Source organism: Dyella marensis (assembly GCF_900112865.1).
Taxonomy (GTDB): domain Bacteria; phylum Pseudomonadota; class Gammaproteobacteria; order Xanthomonadales; family Rhodanobacteraceae; genus Dyella_D; species Dyella_D marensis_A.
Map to the genome: position 1 here is coordinate 44652 of NZ_FONH01000001.1, position 19445 is coordinate 64096.

At 67.5% G+C, this 19445-nt stretch carries 10 protein-coding genes; all 10 read left to right on the forward strand.

What is annotated here, in order from left to right; all coding sequences use genetic code 11:
- Positions 1-6 precede the first annotated feature (6 nt).
- The 10 genes from BM172_RS00175 to BM172_RS00220 all read left to right on the forward strand — a co-directional run bounded on the left by BM172_RS00175 (position 7) and on the right by BM172_RS00220 (position 19217).
- Entirely contained in the window at positions 7-1083 is a 1077-nt protein-coding gene (locus BM172_RS00175) for an ABC transporter permease (protein ID WP_428844748.1), read from the forward strand.
- A complete protein-coding gene (yjfF, locus tag BM172_RS00180; protein WP_026634109.1) occupies positions 1080-2093 on the forward strand; it encodes a galactofuranose ABC transporter, permease protein YjfF in 1014 nt (337 codons plus the stop codon). The genes BM172_RS00175 and yjfF overlap by 4 nt, the downstream gene beginning before the upstream one ends.
- The gene (locus BM172_RS00185) at positions 2090-3490 is read left to right on the forward strand and encodes an MFS transporter (protein ID WP_026634110.1); all 1401 of its coding nucleotides are present in this window, start codon (positions 2090-2092) and stop codon (positions 3488-3490) included. Before yjfF ends, BM172_RS00185 begins: the two co-directional genes overlap by 4 nt.
- Positions 3487-5451, forward strand: a complete 1965-nt coding sequence (locus tag BM172_RS00190; protein WP_026634111.1) for a glycoside hydrolase family 127 protein — start codon at positions 3487-3489, stop codon at positions 5449-5451. The genes BM172_RS00185 and BM172_RS00190 overlap by 4 nt, the downstream gene beginning before the upstream one ends.
- 258 nt (positions 5452-5709) lie before the next feature.
- Positions 5710-8484, forward strand: a complete 2775-nt coding sequence (locus BM172_RS00195; protein ID WP_051548409.1) for a TonB-dependent receptor plug domain-containing protein — start codon at positions 5710-5712, stop codon at positions 8482-8484.
- Entirely contained in the window at positions 8484-12800 is a 4317-nt protein-coding gene (locus tag BM172_RS00200; RefSeq protein WP_177218759.1) for an Ig-like domain-containing protein, read from the forward strand. Before BM172_RS00195 ends, BM172_RS00200 begins: the two co-directional genes overlap by 1 nt.
- 4 nt (positions 12801-12804) lie before the next feature.
- Positions 12805-14388 (forward strand): family 43 glycosylhydrolase, encoded by a 1584-nt coding sequence (locus BM172_RS00205; RefSeq protein ID WP_026634114.1) that lies wholly within the window; start codon positions 12805-12807, stop codon positions 14386-14388.
- A gap of 75 nt (positions 14389-14463) precedes the next feature.
- A complete protein-coding gene (locus BM172_RS00210) occupies positions 14464-16860 on the forward strand; it encodes a glycoside hydrolase family 127 protein (protein ID WP_026634115.1) in 2397 nt (798 codons plus the stop codon).
- A 67-nt stretch (positions 16861-16927) separates the two neighbouring features.
- Complete coding sequence (locus BM172_RS00215) at positions 16928-18493, forward strand: glycoside hydrolase family 27 protein (protein ID WP_026634116.1); 1566 nt, start codon at positions 16928-16930, stop codon at positions 18491-18493.
- A 55-nt stretch (positions 18494-18548) separates the two neighbouring features.
- Entirely contained in the window at positions 18549-19217 is a 669-nt protein-coding gene (locus BM172_RS00220; RefSeq protein WP_026634117.1) for a Type 1 glutamine amidotransferase-like domain-containing protein, read from the forward strand.
- Positions 19218-19445 lie beyond the last annotated feature (228 nt).

Consider the following 19445-nt stretch of genomic DNA (forward strand, 5'->3'; position numbering starts at 1 on the left):
GCAGGCATGGCCGAGACCACCGGAACCATGGCGGCTTCATCGGCGATCAGCTCGCGCTGGGGCCGCGGCCTGCGCCGCTGCCTGGCCCATCCGCTGCTGTGGCCGCTGCTGACGCTGATCCTGCTGCTGGCGGGCAACGGCCTGTTCAATCCGGGCTTCCTGGCCTTGCAATGGCGCGACGGGCATCTGTACGGCAACCTCATCGACATCGCCCACCGCGCCGCGCCGCTGGCCCTGGTATCGCTGGGCATGACCCTGGTGATCGCGCTGCGCGGACTGGATATTTCCGTCGGCGCGGTGCTGGCGATCGCGGCCACCGTCGCCGCATGGACAATCGGACACGTATCGAACGATGGCCTGCTGCCGCTGTGGCTGGCGATCGCGGCGGCGCTGGCCGCGGGCGCGCTGTGCGGCCTGTGGAACGGCTGGCTGGTGGTGGGCGCCGGCATGCAGCCGATCGTGGCGACCTTGATCCTGATGGTGGCCGGGCGCGGTATCGCGCAGTCGATCAGCGGCGGACAGATCCTCACGCTGTACTACGCGCCGTATTCGTTCCTGGGCAACGGCTTCGTGCTCGGCCTGCCGTTTTCGCTGTTCGTGGTCGCCGCCGTCTTCGCGCTGTTGCAGCTGGCCCTGCGCAAGACCGCGCTGGGCCTGTTCGTGCGCGCCATCGGCCATAACCCGCAGGCGGCGCATGTGGCCGGCGTGCGGGCCAGGGCGATCACCCTGGGCGCCTATGTGTTCTGCGGCATCGCGGCGGCGCTGGCCGGCCTGCTGGTCAGTTCCAACGTCAACAGCGCCGATGCCAACAATGCCGGCCTGCTGCTGGAACTGGACGCGATCCTGGCGGTGGCGCTGGGCGGCAGCCTGCTCGGCGGCGGCCGCTTCAGCCTGGCGGGCAGCCTGCTGGGCGCGCTGATCATCCAGGCGCTCACCACCACGATCTATGCGATCGGCGTGCCGCCGCAGGTGAACCTGGCAGTGAAGGCGGTGCTGGTGTTCGCGGTGATGCTGCTGCAGTCGCCGCTCTGCCGCGGCCAGCTGCGCGCGCTGCTGCGCTTGCGCGCGGAGCGGCGCGCATGAATGCCGTCGCTCCCGCCGCGACATCTGCCGCCGCCGGCCGCCGGCCGTGGTGGCGTCGCCGCGCGCAGGTCCCGCTGCTGGTGACGCTGGTCCTGTTCGTCGCCATGGCGGGCGCCGGCGGCGTGCTCTATCACGGCTTCCTGACTCCGCAGGTGTTCCTCAATCTGCTGATCGACAATGCCTTCCTGTGCATCGTCGCGGTCGGCATGACCTTCGTGATCCTGGCCGGCGGCATCGATCTCTCGGTCGGTGCGGTGGTGGCGTTCAGCACCGTGCTGCTGGCGGAGCTGGTACAGCGGCATGGCTGGCCGCCGCTTGCGGCCATCGCCCTGGTGCTGGCCGTGGGCACCGGCTTCGGTGCAGGCATGGGCGTGCTGATCCAGCGCTTCCGCCTGCAGCCCTTCGTGGTGACGCTGGCCGGCATGTTCCTCGCGCGCGGCGTGGCGACGCTGATCAGCGTGGATTCGATCGACATCGACCAGCCGTGGCTGGCATCGGTCGCCAACCTGCGCCTTCCGCTCGGCGGCGGCAGCATGCTGTCGGTCGGCGCGCTGGTGGCGCTGGCCGTGGTCGCCGCGGGCGCGCTGCTGGCCGGTGCCAGCTCGTTCGGCCGCACGGTGTACGCCATCGGCGGCAGCGAGTCGTCGGCGCGCCTGATGGGCCTGCCGGTGGATGCGACCGTGGTGCGGGTCTATGCGCTGAGCGGCTTCTGCGCGGCGCTGGCCGGCGTGGTGTACACGCTCTATATGCTGTCCGGCTACAGCCAGCACGCGCTGGGCCTGGAGCTGGACGCGATCGCCGCCGTGGTGATCGGCGGCACCGTGCTGGCCGGCGGCAGCGGCTATGTACTGGGCACGCTGCTCGGCGTGCTGGTGCTGGGACTGATCCAGACCTTGATCGTGTTCGACGGCGAGCTGAGCTCCTGGTGGACGCGCATCGTCATCGGCGCGCTGCTGCTGGCGTTCTGCCTGCTGCAGCGCCTGTTCCGCAGAAAGGAGATCAAGCCATGACGATCGCGCTCGAGTCGTCGCCGGCCCGCGCCGCCGCCATGGCGGACCGGCTGACCCTGCGCGAGAAGGTGGGCTACGGGCTGGGCGATGCCGGCGGCAACGTGGTCATCGTGCTGGCCATGAATTTCCTGAACTTCTTCTACACCGACGTGTACGGCATCAGCCCCGCGACGGTGGGCCTGATGTTCCTGGCGGTGCGCATCTTCGATGCCTTTGCCGATCCCGTGATGGGCATCCTGGCCGATCACACCCGCAGCCGCTGGGGACGCTACCGACCGTGGCAGCTGTGGGTAGCGCTGCCGCTGGGCGTCGCGGTGGTGCTGGCGTTCACCGTGCCGCCGCTGCAGGGCGATGCGCGCATCGCCTGGGCCTGCGTGACCTATCTGCTGCTGTCGCTGGGCTATACCGCGATCAATGTGCCGTACTGCGCAATGATCAATGCGATGACCGTTTCGCGGCGCGAGGTGGTGTCCTGCCAGTCGTGGCGGTTCGCGCTGTGCGGCGCGGCGGCGCTGCTGGTGTCGACGGCGCTGCCCTGGCTGGTCGAGCAATGGAGCGGCGCGGGCGGCCCGGCGCGCGGCTACCAGCGGGGCGCGGCGGCGATGTGCGCGGTCGCGGCGGCGATGTTCCTGTGCTGCTTCCTGTGGGTGCGCGAGCGCGTTCCGCTGCGCAACGAGGCGTTCTCGCTGCGCCGGCTGGCGGACGGCCTGCGCCGCAACGACCAGCTGCAGCTGATGCTGGTGATGTCCTTCCTGCTGATCACCATTCTCAACGTGCGCGGCGGCGGCTATCTGTACTTCATCACCTACGTGCTCAGGGGCGATGCGCGCTACGCGTCGCTGTTCTTCGGCGCCGTGGCGCTGGCGGCCATCCTCGGCGCCTTGCTGGTCGGCCCCTTGTCGCGCTGGCTGGATACGGTGCGCTTCTACCGCTACGTGAACCTGGCGCTGGCGGCGGTATCGGCCTCGATGTGGTTCATTCCTGGCGGCGCGGATGCGCAGTTGGCCTGGCTGCTGGCGATGTTCGGCAGCGGCGTGGTGCTGGGCCTGTGCCTGCCGCTGCATTTCTCGGTGATGGCCTTCGCCGACGACTACGGCCAGTGGAAGACCGGCGTGCGCTCGTCCGGCATGAACTTCGCGTTCAACCTGGTCTTCATCAAGCTGGCCTGGGCTTCCGGCGCCGGCATCATCGCGCTGGTGCTGTACCTGGTGCGCTACCAGGCCGGCGTCGCCCAGACGGTCACCGCGCTGGGCGGCATCACCGCGATCCAGACCCTGATTCCCGCGGCCATCCACCTGCTGCTCGCTTTCACCCTCGGTTTCTGCCGCCTGGACGACGCGACCATGAAGCGCGTCAGCCAAGACCTGCAACAACGCCACACGGATCGCCCCGGATGACCCCAGTCCCGTCCAATGCCACGGAGCTCGCGCTCCAGCGCATCCGCCTGACCTCGCCGTTCTGGGCGAGATACCAGGCGCTGGTTCGCGAAGTGGTGGTGCCCTATCAATGGGAGGCGCTGAACGATCGCCTCCCGGATGCGGAGCCCAGCCATGCGATCGCCAATCTGCGCATCGCGGCGGGCCGGGAGCAGGGCGCGTTCCAGGGCATGGTTTTCCAGGACAGCGATGTCTACAAATGGCTGGAGGCGGTCGCCTACCTGCTGTGCCGCGAACCGGACGAAGCGCTCGAGCGCGCCGCCGACGAGGTGATCGAGCTGATCGCCGCCGCGCAGCAGCCCGACGGCTATCTCAATACCTACTTCATCGCGAAGGCACCGGCTGAGCGTTGGACCAACCTGACCGAATGCCACGAGCTGTATTGCGCCGGGCATCTGTTCGAGGCCGGCGTGGCCTATGTGCAGGCGACCGGCAAGCGCCGCCTGCTGGAGGTGTGCTGCCGCTTCGCCGATCACATCGATACCGTGTTCGGGCCCGCGCCGGACCAGCTGCACGGTTATCCGGGGCACCCGGAAGTGGAACTGGCCCTGCTGCGCCTGCACGAGACGACCGGCGAGCCGCGCTATCGGTCGCTGGCGCAGTACTTCATCGAGCAGCGCGGCACCTGGCCGCATTTCTACGACATCGAATACGAACGGCGCGGCCGCACGTCGTTCTGGGACAACCATGGCCGCGACTGGATGGTGCGCGACAAGGCCTACAGCCAGGCGCACCTGCCCATCGTCGAGCAGACCGCCGCTACCGGGCATGCGGTGCGCTTCGCCTATCTGCTGACCGGTGTCGCGCATCTGGCCCGCCTGAGCGGCGACGAGGCCAAGCGCGAGGCCTGCCTGCGCCTGTGGGACGACATGGCGCAACGGCAGATGTATGTCACCGGCGGCATCGGCGCGCAGGGCTGGGGCGAGTCGTTCACCAGCGCCTACGACCTGCCCAACGACAGCGCCTATACCGAGAGCTGCGCCTCGATCGGCCTGATGATGTTCGCCAGCCGCATGCTGCAGATGGAAGGCGACGGGCGCTACGCCGATGCGATGGAGCGCGCGCTGTACAACACCGTGCTGGCCGGGATGTCGCTGGACGGCACGCGCTTCTTCTACGTCAATCCGCTGGAGACGGTGCCGCGGGTCATGCCGGGCAGTCACGTCTACGATCACGTCAAGCCGGTGCGCCAGCGCTGGTTCGCCTGCGCCTGCTGTCCGCCGAATATCGCGCGCCTGCTGGCGTCGATCGGCCGCTACGTCTATACGCAGCGCGACGATGCGCTGTACGTCAACCTGTACCTGGGCAGCGAGGCCGAGTTCGAGCGGAACGGCGCGCATTTCAAGCTGCGCCAGCGCGGCGACTATCCGTGGGACGAGCGCATCGAACTGGACGTGCTCGCCGATGCGCCGTTCGCCACCACGCTGGCGCTGCGCCTGCCGGAGTGGTGCGCACAGCCGCAGTTGCAGGTCAACGGCGAGGCGGTGCAGATCGATGCCGACAAGGGCTATGCGCGCCTCACGCGCCGCTGGCATCCCGGCGACTGCATCGTGCTGGAACTGCCGATGCCGGTGCGTCGTGTCAGCGCCCACCCGTCGCTGCGCCAGGCGGCCGGCAAGGTCGCGTTGCAGCGCGGGCCGCTGGTCTATTGCCTGGAGCAGGTCGACAACGGCCCGGATCTGCACCAGCTGGTCTTGCCGGCCGATGCCGTGTTCCGCGTGCTGCCGGGCGAAGGTGTGCTCGGCGGCAAGCAGGTGATCCAGGTCGAGGGCGTGCGCCGGCTGCCCGCCGGCGGCGACGCACTGTATCGCTACGACGCCGGCACGCCCGCGCAGCAGCGCCAGGCGCTGGCGTTCGTGCCGTATTTCTGCTGGGCCAACCGCGGCGAGGGAGAGATGCGCGTGTGGGTAGACACCTGTTGAGCGTTTAGCGCCGCGGCGCCGTTGAAGCGGCCCGCGGGCGCATGAGCTGAAAAGCAACAAACCATGGCGTGTCCAGGCCGGGGAGGCATGGACGGCGCGGGGTGAGTCATGGCCGTCGCCAGGCGGCGGCCGTAGCGGCGGGGGGTTGGGGCCTCGCCGGAGCGGACCGGAACGACGTCGTTCCGGCCGTGCGTCGAGCTGCATCCATTCACAAGAGGGGAGCCATCCATGTCGCCGAATCGAAAGGGGGAGTCCATCATGTCGCCGAGCCGCGTCCATTCATCCGTCCGCTCCATCCGAGGTCCGTCGGGCCGGCCGCTGGCACTGGCCGTCGCCCTGGCGCTGGCCGCGACGCCGTTGTGGGCGCAGGACGCCGCGCCGGATACCAGCGCCGACAAGAACGCGGACAAGAAAGCCAAGACGCTCGAAAGCGTCGTCGTCACCGGCTCGCACATCCGGCGCGTCGACGTGGAGACGGCCAGTCCCGTGATCACCATCGACCGGCAGCGCATCGAGGACACCGGCAAGGCCACCATCGGCGACCTGCTGCAGGACATGCCGGTGATGGCCGGCTTCCAGGCCAATACCTCGATCAACAGCGGCTTCAGCCACGGCCGCGCGCTGGTCTCGCTGCGCGGCCTGGGACCGGAGCGCACGCTGGTGCTGCTCAACGGCCACCGCATGACCGGACCGGCCAGCAGCGTCGCCGCCGCGCCGGGCGTGGACGTCAATTCCATCCCGGCGTCGATGGTCGACCATATCGAGATCCTGACCGCCGGCGCCTCGGCGATCTACGGCTCGGACGCCATCGCCGGCGTGGTCAACATCATCCTCAAGGATGGCTATGACGGCGGCGCGCTGGAAGCCGGCTACGGCATCAGCAGCCATGGCGACGACATGCGCCGCAACTACAACGCGGAGTGGGGCAAGACCTGGGACAAGGGCAGCCTGATGGTGGCGGCCGGCCGCAGTTCGCAAAATGCCTTCTACAACGCCGACCGCGATTTCGCCGCGCACCAGCTCAGCTACAACAACGGCGTGATCGGCTACATGACCGGCAGCAACACGCGCGCCGTGCTGGCGAACGGCTCGGTGGTGTCGCCCAACAGCGGCGTCGGCCCGGGGATGCTTACGCCTGCCGACTTCCACACTTTCGGCAGCGCCGCCGGCGACCGCTACAACTATTACTCCACCCAGTACATGGTCACGCCGGGCGACCGCACCAATCTTTCGCTGCGCGGCACCTACAACGTGACCGGCACCACCCAGGCCTACGTGGACCTGATGTGGACGCGCAGCAAGACCACCTCGCACCTGCAGCCGTATGGCATCGACCCGGGCAGCACCGGCGCCGACATCAGCCTGAACCCGTACAACCCGTTCGGCACCGCTCTCACCGGCTATTACCTGCGCTCGCCGATCTTCACCCGCCGCTATGTGTCATCGATGACGCAGCTCAATACCGTGGCCGGCCTGCGCGGCGTGTTCGGCGATTCGAGCTGGCACTGGGACGTCAACGCCGGCTATGCCCGCTACAAGGACAGCCTGGTGCGCTACGGCTTCGCGGTGACGTCGCAGCTGGCCAAGGTGTTCGAAACAGCCAATGTGTTCAATCCGAACGATCCGGCCACCATCGCCGCGCTGCGTTCGACCCTGCTGCCGGTCGACCTGATGGACCAGAGCACCACCAAGAGCTTCAGCTTCGGCACCAACGGCACGCTGTTCACGCTGCCGGCCGGCGAGGTGAAGAGCGCCTTCGGCTTCGACTACCGCCGCAACGATTTCAAGCAGGGCACGCACAGCGTGGTGGCCGCGGCGGACGATTTCGGCGCCTGCGACTACATGGACGGCTGCATCATGCGGCAGGGACATGCCGAGTCGATCAAGGAGGTCTACGCCGAAATGCTGGTGCCGATCCTCAGCGATCTGCCGCTGGCGCATTCGCTGAACTTGAATATCGGCAGCCGCTATTCCAAGTACAGCGCCTGGGGCAACACCACCAACAGCTCGCTGGCGCTGGAGTGGCGCCCGGTTTCCGACCTGCTGGTGCGCGGCACCGCGGCGCAGGTGTTCCGCGCGCCGGCACTGGGCGACCTGTACGGCTCGCCGTACCAGGGCATCAACGACGTGGGCACGTATTCCGATCCGTGCGAAGGCTATACCGGCGGAGCTGGGCCGGGCGGCTGCCAGAACGTACCGACCGACGGCAGCTTCACCAACAAGGGCGCCATGACGGTCTACGTCACCGGCAGCGCCAATGCGCACTTCAACCTGAAGCCGGAATCCGGCCACTCCTACGACCTGGGCGCGGTCTACGATCCGGACTGGCTGCCCGGCTTCTCGGCCAACCTGGACGCGTGGCGGGTCGAGATGAACAACATGATCTCCGGCACCGACTACACCTATGTGCTGGAGCAGTGCTACAAGGGCAGCGCGGCGTTCTGCTCGCTGGTCTCGCGCGACAGCACCGGACAGTTGCGCAGCGTGACCGTCCCCTACGCGATCAATTACGACAAGATCGAGATCAAGGGCTACGACATGGGCCTGAACTACCAGCGTGATGCGGGGCGCTGGGGTCGCTTCCAGTTCGGCCTGGATGCCACGCTGATGTCCAGGTACCGCATCGACGGCGAAAACCACAACTATGTGGGCGAAACCTCCAGCCAGGGCAACCTGCCGCGCCTGCGCGCCAACTTCAATGTCGGCTGGGATTACCGCGACTGGCATGCCGGCTGGACGGCCCGCTATGTCGGCAGCAGCACCGTCGGCAGTGCTTACGAGAACTATTGTTTCAATACCGATGCGAGCGGCAATTGCGTTTATTTCAACGTACCCGCCTATGTCATCCACAATCTTTCGGTGAACCGCAAGTTCCCCAAGTGGCATGTCACGGCATCGCTCGGTGTGGATAACGTCTTCGACAAGAAGCCGCCGATCTACTACGGCTACTACTCCAATGCCTCCAATACCGACGCCTCCACTTACGATACGGTTGGGCGTTATTACTGGGCGAAGTTGCGATGGGAGTTTTGATGGAAGGCACGACCCGCGGCATCCGCCGGGAAGACCGGCGGATGCCGCGGGTTGCGGATGGCGGCGCCGTCATGGCGCTGCTGCTTTCGCTGGCCTCGCTCGTTGCGCCGTCCGGCGCAACGGCGCAGGAACAGCGCAATGCGGATATCGGCTATCCGCGCTTCAAGGGCGATCCGCAGCCGGTGCCGGCGACCGGCGTGGCGTTCTCGCCCGGCGGCTATCTGGCCAAAGTCTTCGCGGGTGACCTGGCGCACGGCGCCGGCAGCGAACCGGGCAAGGATTTCTGGATCGACCGCCTGCTGGCGCGCACAGGCACCGGCGGCGGTTTCGGCGACAGCAACAACTGGCTGTTCACCCGCGGCCGCGCCGCCTACATGTACACGCACAAGCCGGAGGAGCCCGGCTTCGTCGGCGATGCCGCCTATGGCTTCAAGACCGGGCACGACGCGCTGTTCCGCCTGCAGGCCGAACTCGACGGCAAACCGCTGTCGCTCAAGGAGGTCGCTACCGCAAGGCGCCAGACGCCGAGCTACTTCACCACTGTGTTCGAAGACGCCACGGCAGGCGTGCGACTGCGGCTGGTCAAGTTCATCACGCAGGAGAACGTGGCGGTGGCCGAGGCCACGCTGTCCTCGCTCGATGGCCGCGCGCATGCGCTCACGCTGAAGGCCGCCTCGCCGATGGCGACGCATGCCGACGGCGACGAACTGGTCGGCGCGTTCCAGGCGCATAACGACATCACCACCGTATTTCCCCGCCTGTCCGGCGACGGCTTCGCGGTCGAGGGCGGGGCGCTGGCGCGCCGCGTGCAGGTGCCGGCCAGGGGCGAGGCGCCGGCCGTGAAGCTGCAGCTGGGCCTGGTGACGCGCGAGCTGCCGCCCTCGCTTGCCGAGTACGGCAGCATCAAGGGCCAGTCGCCAGGGCAGGCTTATCGCGACCACGTCACGGCATACAACCGCTGGTGGGCCGACAACATTCCCTATCTGAATACCCCCGAAGCCAATATCGACAAGACGCTGTTCTATCGATGGTGGCTGCTGCGCTTCAACTTCCTCGATGCCGGCGTGCCCGGCAACGACTACCAGTTCCCGGTGGCGATCGAAGGCGTGCTCGGCTACGACAACGCCATCGTGCTGACCACCGGCATGTTCATCGACGACCTGAAATACCTGCGCGATCCGCTCTATGCGTACGGCTCATGGATCGGCGCGGGCGAGGTCGCCGGTGGCGGCAAATATGTCGACAATCCCGGTTCGCCGGAGCATTGGTCGAGTTCGTACGCCCAGTACCTCACCGCGGCGGCATGGCGTTCCTACCAGGTCCACGGCGGCCCGGCGGCGATCGCCGGCAAGCTGGCGCACTATGGCCGCGACGACGTGCTCGGCCTGCTCAAGGCCTACGACCGCAACGGCAACGGCCTGATCGAATACGACTGGGCCGCGATGACCGGCAACGACGCCGACGCGGTGTCGTTCGATTGGGCCAAAGCCCACGGCCAGCCGCGCATGGACCGTACCGAGAGCGCCTACGTCTATGCCAATACGCTGGCCGCGGCGGACGCGGCGCAGCTGTCCGGCGATTCCGCCACTGCCCGGCAAATGAAAGACGTGGCGACACGCATACGCCAATCCGTACTGTCCACGCTGTGGGTGGACGCCAGCGATCGTCCCGATGCGATGGGCCTGAAAGGCAACCTGCTCAAGCAGCGCCAGAGCGACGCGCCCGGACTGGCGGTGGACTGGAAGGAAACCAACAACTATTACCCCTTCAGCGTCGGCCTGATGCCCAGGCAGGGCGATCCGGACTACAGCGCCAAGTATGTCGAGGCCTTGCGCCTGTTCGCCGACGCTGCGCAATACCCGGTGTTCCCGTTCTATACCGCCAACCAGGCCGACCAGCAGGCGCGCGGGGATGAAGGCAGCAACAACTTCTCGGTGATCAACGCCACGGTGATGTTCCGCCTGCTGGCCTCGGCACTGCGCGATTATCCCAGCCCGTACCTGGACGCGCAGTGGTACCGCAAGCTGCTGTACTGGAATGCCTGGGCGCACGACATCGACGGCGACAATCGCTACCCGGACCAGAACGAGTTCTGGGCCAAGGGCAATGCGGCCGACGGCGGCAGCATCGGCTACCGCTCGTGGATCCATCACACCCAGCTGGGCGCCACCAACTTCACCATGATCGAGGACGCGATGGGCTTGCGTCCGCGCAGCGACGGCAGGATCGAGCTGTATCCGATCGATATCGGCTGGAGCCATTTCGCCGCCGACAATCTGCGCTACCACGGCCACGACCTGTCGCTGTTCTGGGACAAGGACGGCGGACACTATGGCGGCGACGTGCCCAAGGGTTACTCGGTCTTTATCGACGGCAAGCGCGCGTTTACCGTCGATCGCCTGGCCCATGTGCTGTACGACCCGGCCAGCGGCCGCGTCGAGGCCTTGCCCGATGCGATCAACCCGTCCGCCGCGCGGGTGGTCGCCGCCCAGCGCTTCGGAGTGGAGCGGGTGGAGCAGGTGCCGCTCAAGGCCGGCGCACGCATGGCCGAGGTGTTGACGAAGGCCGGTGTCGATCTTTCGTTGCCGGCCGGTGCATCCGACCTTGCCCTGGGCGCCGAGGTCACTGCGAGTTTTTCCGCGGCCGGCTTCGCGCCGGAGGCTGCCGTCGACGGCAGCACCGCGAACGAGCCGTTCTGGGGGACAGCCGGTTCGCCGTCGGCCAGCGACTGGATCGCGCTGGATTTCGGCGCGCCGCGGACGTTCGACGACGTGCGCCTGTACTTCTATCGCAGCTCTTCGCCCACCGGCGAGCAGCATGGCCTTCCGTCAGGCACCCGTGCCGGCTATGCGCCGCCGTGGATGTATGTGCTGCAGTACTTCGACGGCCACGACTGGAAGAACGTGGCAGGCCAGGTACGTGACATGCCGCTGGCGCAAGGCAACGACAACCGCGTGCGCTTTCCGGCGATCACGGCGCAGCGGTTGCGCGTACAGGTGACGCATGCCGGCGCGCAGCGTACCGGCATCAAGGAGATCCAGGTCTATGCCAGCGATGCGCGCGTGCCCCGGGCGCCCGCCAACCTCGCACCCGCGGTCGAAGCCTGGCAGGAAGACGGCCGCACGCGCCCCGGCACCGTGCGCGTATCGGGCCGGGTCGGCGACGATGCGCTGCCGCAGGGCAGGCTGAGCGTGCACTGGTCCATGCTCAAGGGCCCGCAAGGCGGCGATGCGATTTTCGAGGATGGCCATGCGCTGGCGACCTCCGTGCGCTTCACCCAGCCAGGCGACTACACGCTGCGTTTGATTGCGGACGACGGTGCGCTGCAGGGACATGCCGACGTACGCGTGACCGCGCCGGTACAAGCTGCCGCAGGCGCGCGGGAAGTGCAGGGCGACGCGGTCGCCACGGCGCAGTACACCGCCGGGCATCATCGCCTGCAGGCGCTCAACGATGGCTTCGTGCCGCCGCCCGACAGCGAGCCGGCCGCGGATCGCCGCTGGGGCAGCTGGGGACGCGAGCAGCCGGCAACGGTGTGGCTGCAATACGAGTGGCGCCATCCGGTGCGCATCGTGTCCAGCGCACTGTATTTCTGGGACGACCAGCCCGAGGGCGGCGTGGCCCTGCCGCCGTCGTGGCGGCTGCAATATCGCCGGGATGGGCAATGGATCGATATCCAGCCTACGTCCGGTTATCCGGTGGCCGACAAAGGGCAAGCCAGCCAGGCACGGTTCGCGCCGGTGAGCACCACGGCCTTGCGCGCGGTGATCGCCACCGCCGCGAAGAACGGCGGGCATGCGGCGCTGGGTGTGGATGAGTGGCAGGTGATGGCCGAGCCACCCGAACGGCTGGAGTCCATCGACATGCGAACCGGCATCGGCGAGCCGCCGCAGCTGCCCGCCACCGTCACCGCGTGGTATGCGGACCAGCGCAGCGCCGAGACGGGCGTGAGCTGGCCGGCTATCGATGCCTCGCGCCTGAGCGGCGAAGGCCGCATCGAGATCCACGGCATGGCCGATGGCGGCGCGCCGGTGGCCGCCACGATCTGGGTGCGGGCGAGCGAGCCGGGGCAGGTCAATACCGTCGATGCGTTGGCGGACGTCGTCGGCAATGTCGGCGAAGCGCCGGCGCTGCCAGCTTTCGCCACGGTGCAATACAACGATGGATCGCGCGAACGCCGGCCGATCGCATGGCGGCAGGTCGCGGCGGCCGACTACGCAAAGGCAGGCCGCGTCGTCGCAACCGGCGAAGTGGCCGGCCGCGGCAACAGCGGCCGCCTGCCGGTCAAGGTCCAGATCGTGTTGAAGGCGGATTGAGCGCATGCGCCTGATGCCGCAACGATGGAGCATGCTCGGCGGCTGCCTGCTGGCGGCGAGCCTGGGCCTGGCCGCGCAGACCGTGCCACCGCGCCGGATCCATGCCGCGGGCAATCCGATCATGGCCGACGGTACGTACTACTCGGCCGATCCCGCGCCGCTGGTCGCCGACGGCAAGCTGTACATCCTGGCCGGTCGCGACGAAGCACCGCCCGACGTCAACGACTTCATCATGAAGGAGTGGCAGCTGCTGGCTACCGACGACGTTGCCGGCGGCGAGTGGATGCACTATCCGTCGTTGCTGCGCCCGGAACAGGTGTTTGCCTGGGCGGCCGCGGGCCGCGCCTATGCTGGCCAGATCGTGCGCGGGCCGGATCGCCGTTATTACTTGTATGCGCCGGTGGAAGAGCGCGATTCCGCCAACCCGGACAAGTTCGCCATCGGTGTCGCCGTTGCCGACAGCCCGCTAGGGCCGTGGCGCGACGCGCATCCGCAGGGGCCGATCGTGTCGCAGTCGCTGCCCGAAAAGAACGACATCCAGAACATCGATCCGACCGTGATGGTCGACGACGACGGCCGCGTGTATCTGTACTGGGGTACGTTCGGCCGCCTGCGCGGCATCGAACTGGAGCGCGACATGCTGACACCGAAGGGCAGGGCGGTCAGCGTGACCACGCTCGACGGCTACTTCGAAGCGCCGTGGTTGTTCAAGCGCAACGGTACCTATTACATGGTCTACGCCGGCAACAAGGCCGGCCGCAGCTCCGAGTGCACGCCGACGCTGTATCACGCCTGCATCGCCTACGGCACGGCGGATGCGCCGCTTGGGCCGTGGACCTACCGCGGCGTCATCCTGGCCCCGGTGTCTTCCACGACCTCGCATCCCGGGATCATCGAGTACAAGGGGCAGTGGTACATCACCTACCACACCGCCGATGCGCAGGGCGGCGGCCACTTCCGCCGCAGCGTGGCGATCGACAAGGTCGAATGGGACGACAGCACGACACCCGCGCGGATGCGCCGTGTGGTGCAGACGCATGCACCGAAGGCCGAGCCGCCGCCGCAGCGCAATATCGCGCCGGCGGCGCTGGCCAGCGCGTCCAACGGCCCCGATATTCCGGTGCAGTACTGGCTGCATGCGCTCAACGACGGCGTGGTGAAGAAGTCGCCGCTGCCGCCGGACATGTGGGGCAGCTGGACGCCGCACAATCCGCCGCGGCAGTGGATCCAGTACAGCTGGGACCGGCCGGTGACGATCGACCGATCGCGCATCGTGTTCTGGGCCGACCATCCCGCCGGTGCGGATGTCGGCATAACGCCGCCCAGATCCTGGCACCTGGAGTACCGTCACGACGGCGCATGGCGGCCGGTGCCGAAGGCCGTCAACTATGGGCGCAGACCGGGAGTCTTCGAACAGGTTGCGTTCGCGCCGGTGACCACGCGCTGCCTGCGCGCCATGTTCGACGCGTCCGGCGAGGGTGCGCGCCACGCCGCGCTGGCGGTGCAGGAGTGGGAGGTGCTGGCCACCGCGCCGCAGCGCCTGCCATCCGCCACGGCCGGCGCCGACGAGCGTTGCGATGCGCATTAGGGTCAAGACGCCACTGGCGATCTGTTCGATATTCCGTCATTCCGCTTTACGCCGATTCCATTCCGGAGTTCCCGCATGACCAGGCAACCGCTTTCCGCTGGAGAACATCACCAGGCTGCGCCGTCGACGGCGGATCTGTCACGCCGCCGCTTCATGCAGTGGAGCGCGCTCGCCATGGCCGCCGGTTTCCTTAAATTTCCGACGGAAGCGGCCGCTTCCACGCCGGGCCGGGTTACGGCCGTACCCCTGCAGGCGGTGCGCCTGAAGCCGTCGCTGTTCCTGGATTCGCTGGTCACCAACCGGCGCTACCTGTTCGAGCTGGAACCGGATCGCCTGCTGCATAACTTCCTGCAGTATGTGGGCCTGCCACCGAAGGGCGCGGTCTACGGCGGCTGGGAAGGCGACACGATCGCCGGCCACACGCTGGGCCATTACCTGAGCGCGCTGGCCTTGTTGTATGCGCAGACCGGCGACGCCGAGGCGAAGCGGCGCATCGACTACATCGTGGCCGAACTGGCGCGCGCCCAGGCGCAGGACAAGGACGGTTACGTCGGCGGCCTCACGCGCAAGGACGACAAGGGCAAGATCGACGGCGGCAAGATCGTGTTCGAGGAAGTGCGCCGGGGCATCATCAAAGGCAGCGCGTTCAACCTCAACGGCAGCTGGTCGCCGCTGTATACCGAGCACAAGCTGTTCGCCGGCCTGCTCGATGCCCATGCCCTGGCTGGAAGCACGCAGGCGCTGGAGGTGCTGGAGAAAGTGGCCGGCTACTTCGCCGGGGTGTTCGACGCGCTGGATCACCAGCAGATGCAGACGCTGCTGGACAGCGAATTCGGCGGCCTCAACGAGTCGTACATCGAACTCGGCGCGCGCACCGGCAACCCGCGCTGGACGGCGATCGGCAAGCGGCTGCGCCACGAGAAGGTCGTCGATCCGGCCATCGCCGGCAAGGACGACCTGCCGCACCGGCATGCGAATACCCAGGTGCCGAAATTCATCGGCGAGGCCCGGCAGTTCGAAGTCGCCGGCGACACCGACTCGGCCGCCGCGGCCCGTTTCTTCTGGGAAACCGTGGTCACGCACTACAGCTATGTGATCGGCGGCAATGCCGACCGCGAATATTTCCAGCAACCGGACACGGTCGCGTCCTTCCTTACCGAGCAGACCTGCGAGCATTGCAACAGCTACAACATGCTCAAGCTCACCCGGCATCTGTATCAATGGACGCCACAGAGCCGGTATTTCGACTACTACGAACGCACGCTGCACAACCATACGATGGCGGCCCAGCATGCCGAGACCGGCATGTTCGCGTACATGATGCCGATGATTTCCGGCGGCGAGCGCGCCTTCTCCGACAAGTTCGATTCGTTCTGGTGCTGCGTCGGCACCGGCATGGAAGCGCATGCGCAGTTCGGCGATTCGATCTACTGGCGCGACGAGCAGTCGCTCTACGTCAACCTGTATATCTCCTCCACCCTGGACTGGAAGGAGCGCGGCCTTGCGCTGCAGCTGGACAGCGGCGTGCCGGACAACGGCAAGGTCAGGCTGCAGATCGACCGCGCGGACGGCAAGGCACCGCGGCGGCTGCTGCTGCGCGTCCCGGCCTGGAGCGAAGGGCGCTTCTCGCTGCGCGTGAACGGCCAGGCGCAGCATGCCAAGGCCGAGGACGGGTATGTGGTGCTCGCGCGTGCATGGAAGGCCGGCGACGTGGTCGACGTCGAGTTCGACATGCCCTTGCGGCTGGAGCACGCGGCGGGCGACGAGAACAGCATCGTGGTGATGCGCGGCCCGCTGGCACTGGCGGCGGACCTTGGCCCGGTCAGCGAGCCGTACGATCAACCCGACCCGGCGCTGGTGGCGGATGCCTCGCCGCTGTCGGGATTCAAGCCGCTGCCGCAGCCGGGACGCTTCCTGGCCGCCACCACGCGGCCGCAGGCGCTGACCTTCGTGCCGTTCTTTGCCCAGTACGAGCGCCGCAGCGCGCTGTATTTCAAGCGCATGGATTCGCAGCAGTGGGCGCAGGAGGTGAAGCGGCGGGAGCAGGCGAGGGCGGAGCAGGCCGCCTTGCAGAGCAGCGCGGTGGACATGATCCAGTTCGGCAACGAGGCATCCGAGAAAGCCCATAAGCTGGCCAGCGATACCTCGTTCGGCGGCGCCTACCGCCGCAAGGAATGCCGCGATGTGCGCGGCAAGGGCTTCGTCGAATTCGAGATGAAGGGCGATGACCGCCCGCTGGCCTTGCGCCTGCGCTTCTGGGGCAGCGACAAGGGGCGCTTCAATATCCTGGTCGACGGCAAGCTGGCGGTGGAAGTGAAGGTCGAGCGCGGCAACGTGATCGACTTCGTGGACCGCGACTATGCGCTACCGCCTGCACTCACCCGCTCCGCCAGAACCTTGAAGTTCCGCATCGAACCGCAGCACGGCGACACCGCCGGCCCCCTGTTCGGCGGCTGGCTCATCCCCGCCTGACCCGACGGCGTAGGTTGGGGTGAGCCGAAGGCGAACCCCAACGAACCCTCCAGACACAGGAACCCCCATGGGAATCTCGAGCGAAGCCCGGAGCCCCCGCACCCGCTGGCTGCTTTGCGCGCTACTGGCACTGGCCTGGATCAACGGCGGTGTACACGCGCAGCCGCAGACCGGCACGCCAGCCCCATCCCTGGAAGGCATCTGGGTTTTCGACAGCGGCCCATCGTTCCCCGGACCGCGCTACCTGCGCATCACGACCGCTGCCGGACCAGCCAAGGGCGCGCTCACCACCGACTGGTACGGCGACCTGCCGATGAACAAGTTGCACATCGAAGGCGACGTCGCGCATTTCGAGATCGACAACGGCAACCCGCGCCTGCCACCCAAGCCGTGGACCGCAACCCTGGCCGGCGGCAACTTGCGGGTGGTCGGCGACATCTGGTCCACCCACGTCGACATCAAGGGCCGCCGCGGCAGCGAGGCCGATGCGCAACGCCTGGCTTTCAAACCGGCAGCGCTGCCGCCGCCGCAGAAACTGGCGCCGGATGGCCAGGCGCCGACTCCGCCGATGGGCTGGAGCAGCTGGAACAAGTTCGCCGAGCATATCGACGACCAGACCATCCGCGGCATCGCCGACGCGCTGGTGTCATCCGGCCTGCGCGATGCGGGCTATGTCTACGTCAATATCGACGACGGCTGGCAGGGCAGGCGCGATGCCCATGGCGTGCTGCAGCCCAATCCACGCTTCCCCGACATGAAGGCGCTCGCGAACTACGTGCACGCGCGGGGGCTGAAGCTCGGCATCTACAGCTCGCCCGGCCCGCGCACCTGCGCCGGCTACGAGGGCAGCTACGGCCATGTCGAACAGGATGCGCAGACCTGGGCGGCATGGGGCATCGATTACCTGAAGTACGACCTTTGCTCGGGCGAAGGCATCTTCCGCCAGCCGCAGGAAGTCCGGCTGGCCTACCAGCAGATGGGACAGGCGCTGCGCGCGACCGGCCGGCGCATCGTCTACAGCCTGTGCCAGTACGGCCGCGACGACGTCGGCAGCTGGGGGCGCGAGGTCGGCGGACACCTCTGGCGGACGACCGGCGACATCGAAGACAAGTACGAAGTGATGGCGCGCATCGGCTTCGACAGGAACGGCAATCCGGCGCATGCGGGGCCGGGCGGCTGGAACGATCCGGACATGCTCGAAGCGGGTAACGGCGGCATGAGCGAGGACGAGTACCGCACGCACATGTCGCTGTGGGCGCTGTCGGCTGCGCCGCTGCTGCTGGGCAACGACGTGCGCGACATGTCGGCGCGGACGCTGGCCCTGCTGCTGAATCGCGAGGTCATCGCCATCGACCAGGACGCCCTGGGGCGGCAGGGCAAGGCCCTGCGCAAGGCCGGCACGACCGAGATCTGGACCAAACCACTGGCGGACGGTTCGGTCGCAGTGGGTTTGTTCAATCGCGACGCGCAGATGCACGAGATCGCGTTCTCGCCGGCCGAAGCGGGGATGCCGGATGGCGCGGCGATCCGCGATGTGTGGCGTGGAGCATCGATCAAGGGAAGCGAGCACACCTTCAAAGTGCCGGCCCATGGCGTCGTGCTGCTACGCCTGTCGCGGGTCGGAAGCGGTTGACCGCACGGATGGAGCTAGACTTCCGGCCCCATCCTCGATGGACAAGGAAGCCGCAATGAAGCTCCTCCTCACCTCTGGCGGCGTCAGCAACCCGAGCATCCGCAATGCCCTCGTCGACATGCTGGGCAAACCCATCGCCGAGTCGACCGCGCTATGCATTCCCACCGCGATGTACGGCATGCTGCCCAGGACCGCGGTCATGACGTGGCGGCAGATCGCCGGGCAGACGCCCACGCCCATGGTCGAGCTGGGATGGAAGTCCGTCGGCATGCTCGAGCTGACTGCGCTGCCCAGCATCGACAAGGAGAACTGGATCCCCTTGGTCCGGGAGACCGATGCCCTGCTGGTCTGCGGCGGCGATGCCCTGTATCTGCACCACTGGATGCGCGAGTCCGGCCTGGCCGATCTGTTCCCGTCGCTCAGCAAGACGGTCTATGTGGGATTGAGCGCCGGCAGCATGGTGATGGCGCCGCACATCGGCGAGGCATTCGTGGGCTGGAAGCCGTCCGCCGGTGGCGACAGCGCGCTGGGCATGGTCGGCTTCTCGATCTTCCCGCACCTGGATAATCCCATGTGCCCGGAGAACAGCATGGCCGATGCCGAGCAGTGGGCCGCGCGCGTGCCGGTGCCCGGATATGCGATCGACGACGAGACGGCGATCAAGGTGGAGGACGGGGCCTTGGAGATCGTCTCCGAAGGGCACTGGAAGTTCTTCGAGCGCTAGACGCGCTGCATCCCGGAGGCCGTACCAGCAGCCCGCGCGAGGCCATGAGACCTTGAGTTCTCGCCCGTGGCGTCATTGCGGCAAGAGATTCGCCTCAGGCCGCAGGCCGCGGCCGTGTTCCCGGTGACGAAGTCGCAATACGAACGCATGACGCCGGCACCGGGAAGGCAACCCCAAAAAAATCCCGCGAATGGTGACGCACATCGTCTTTTCGCATTTCACCTGATC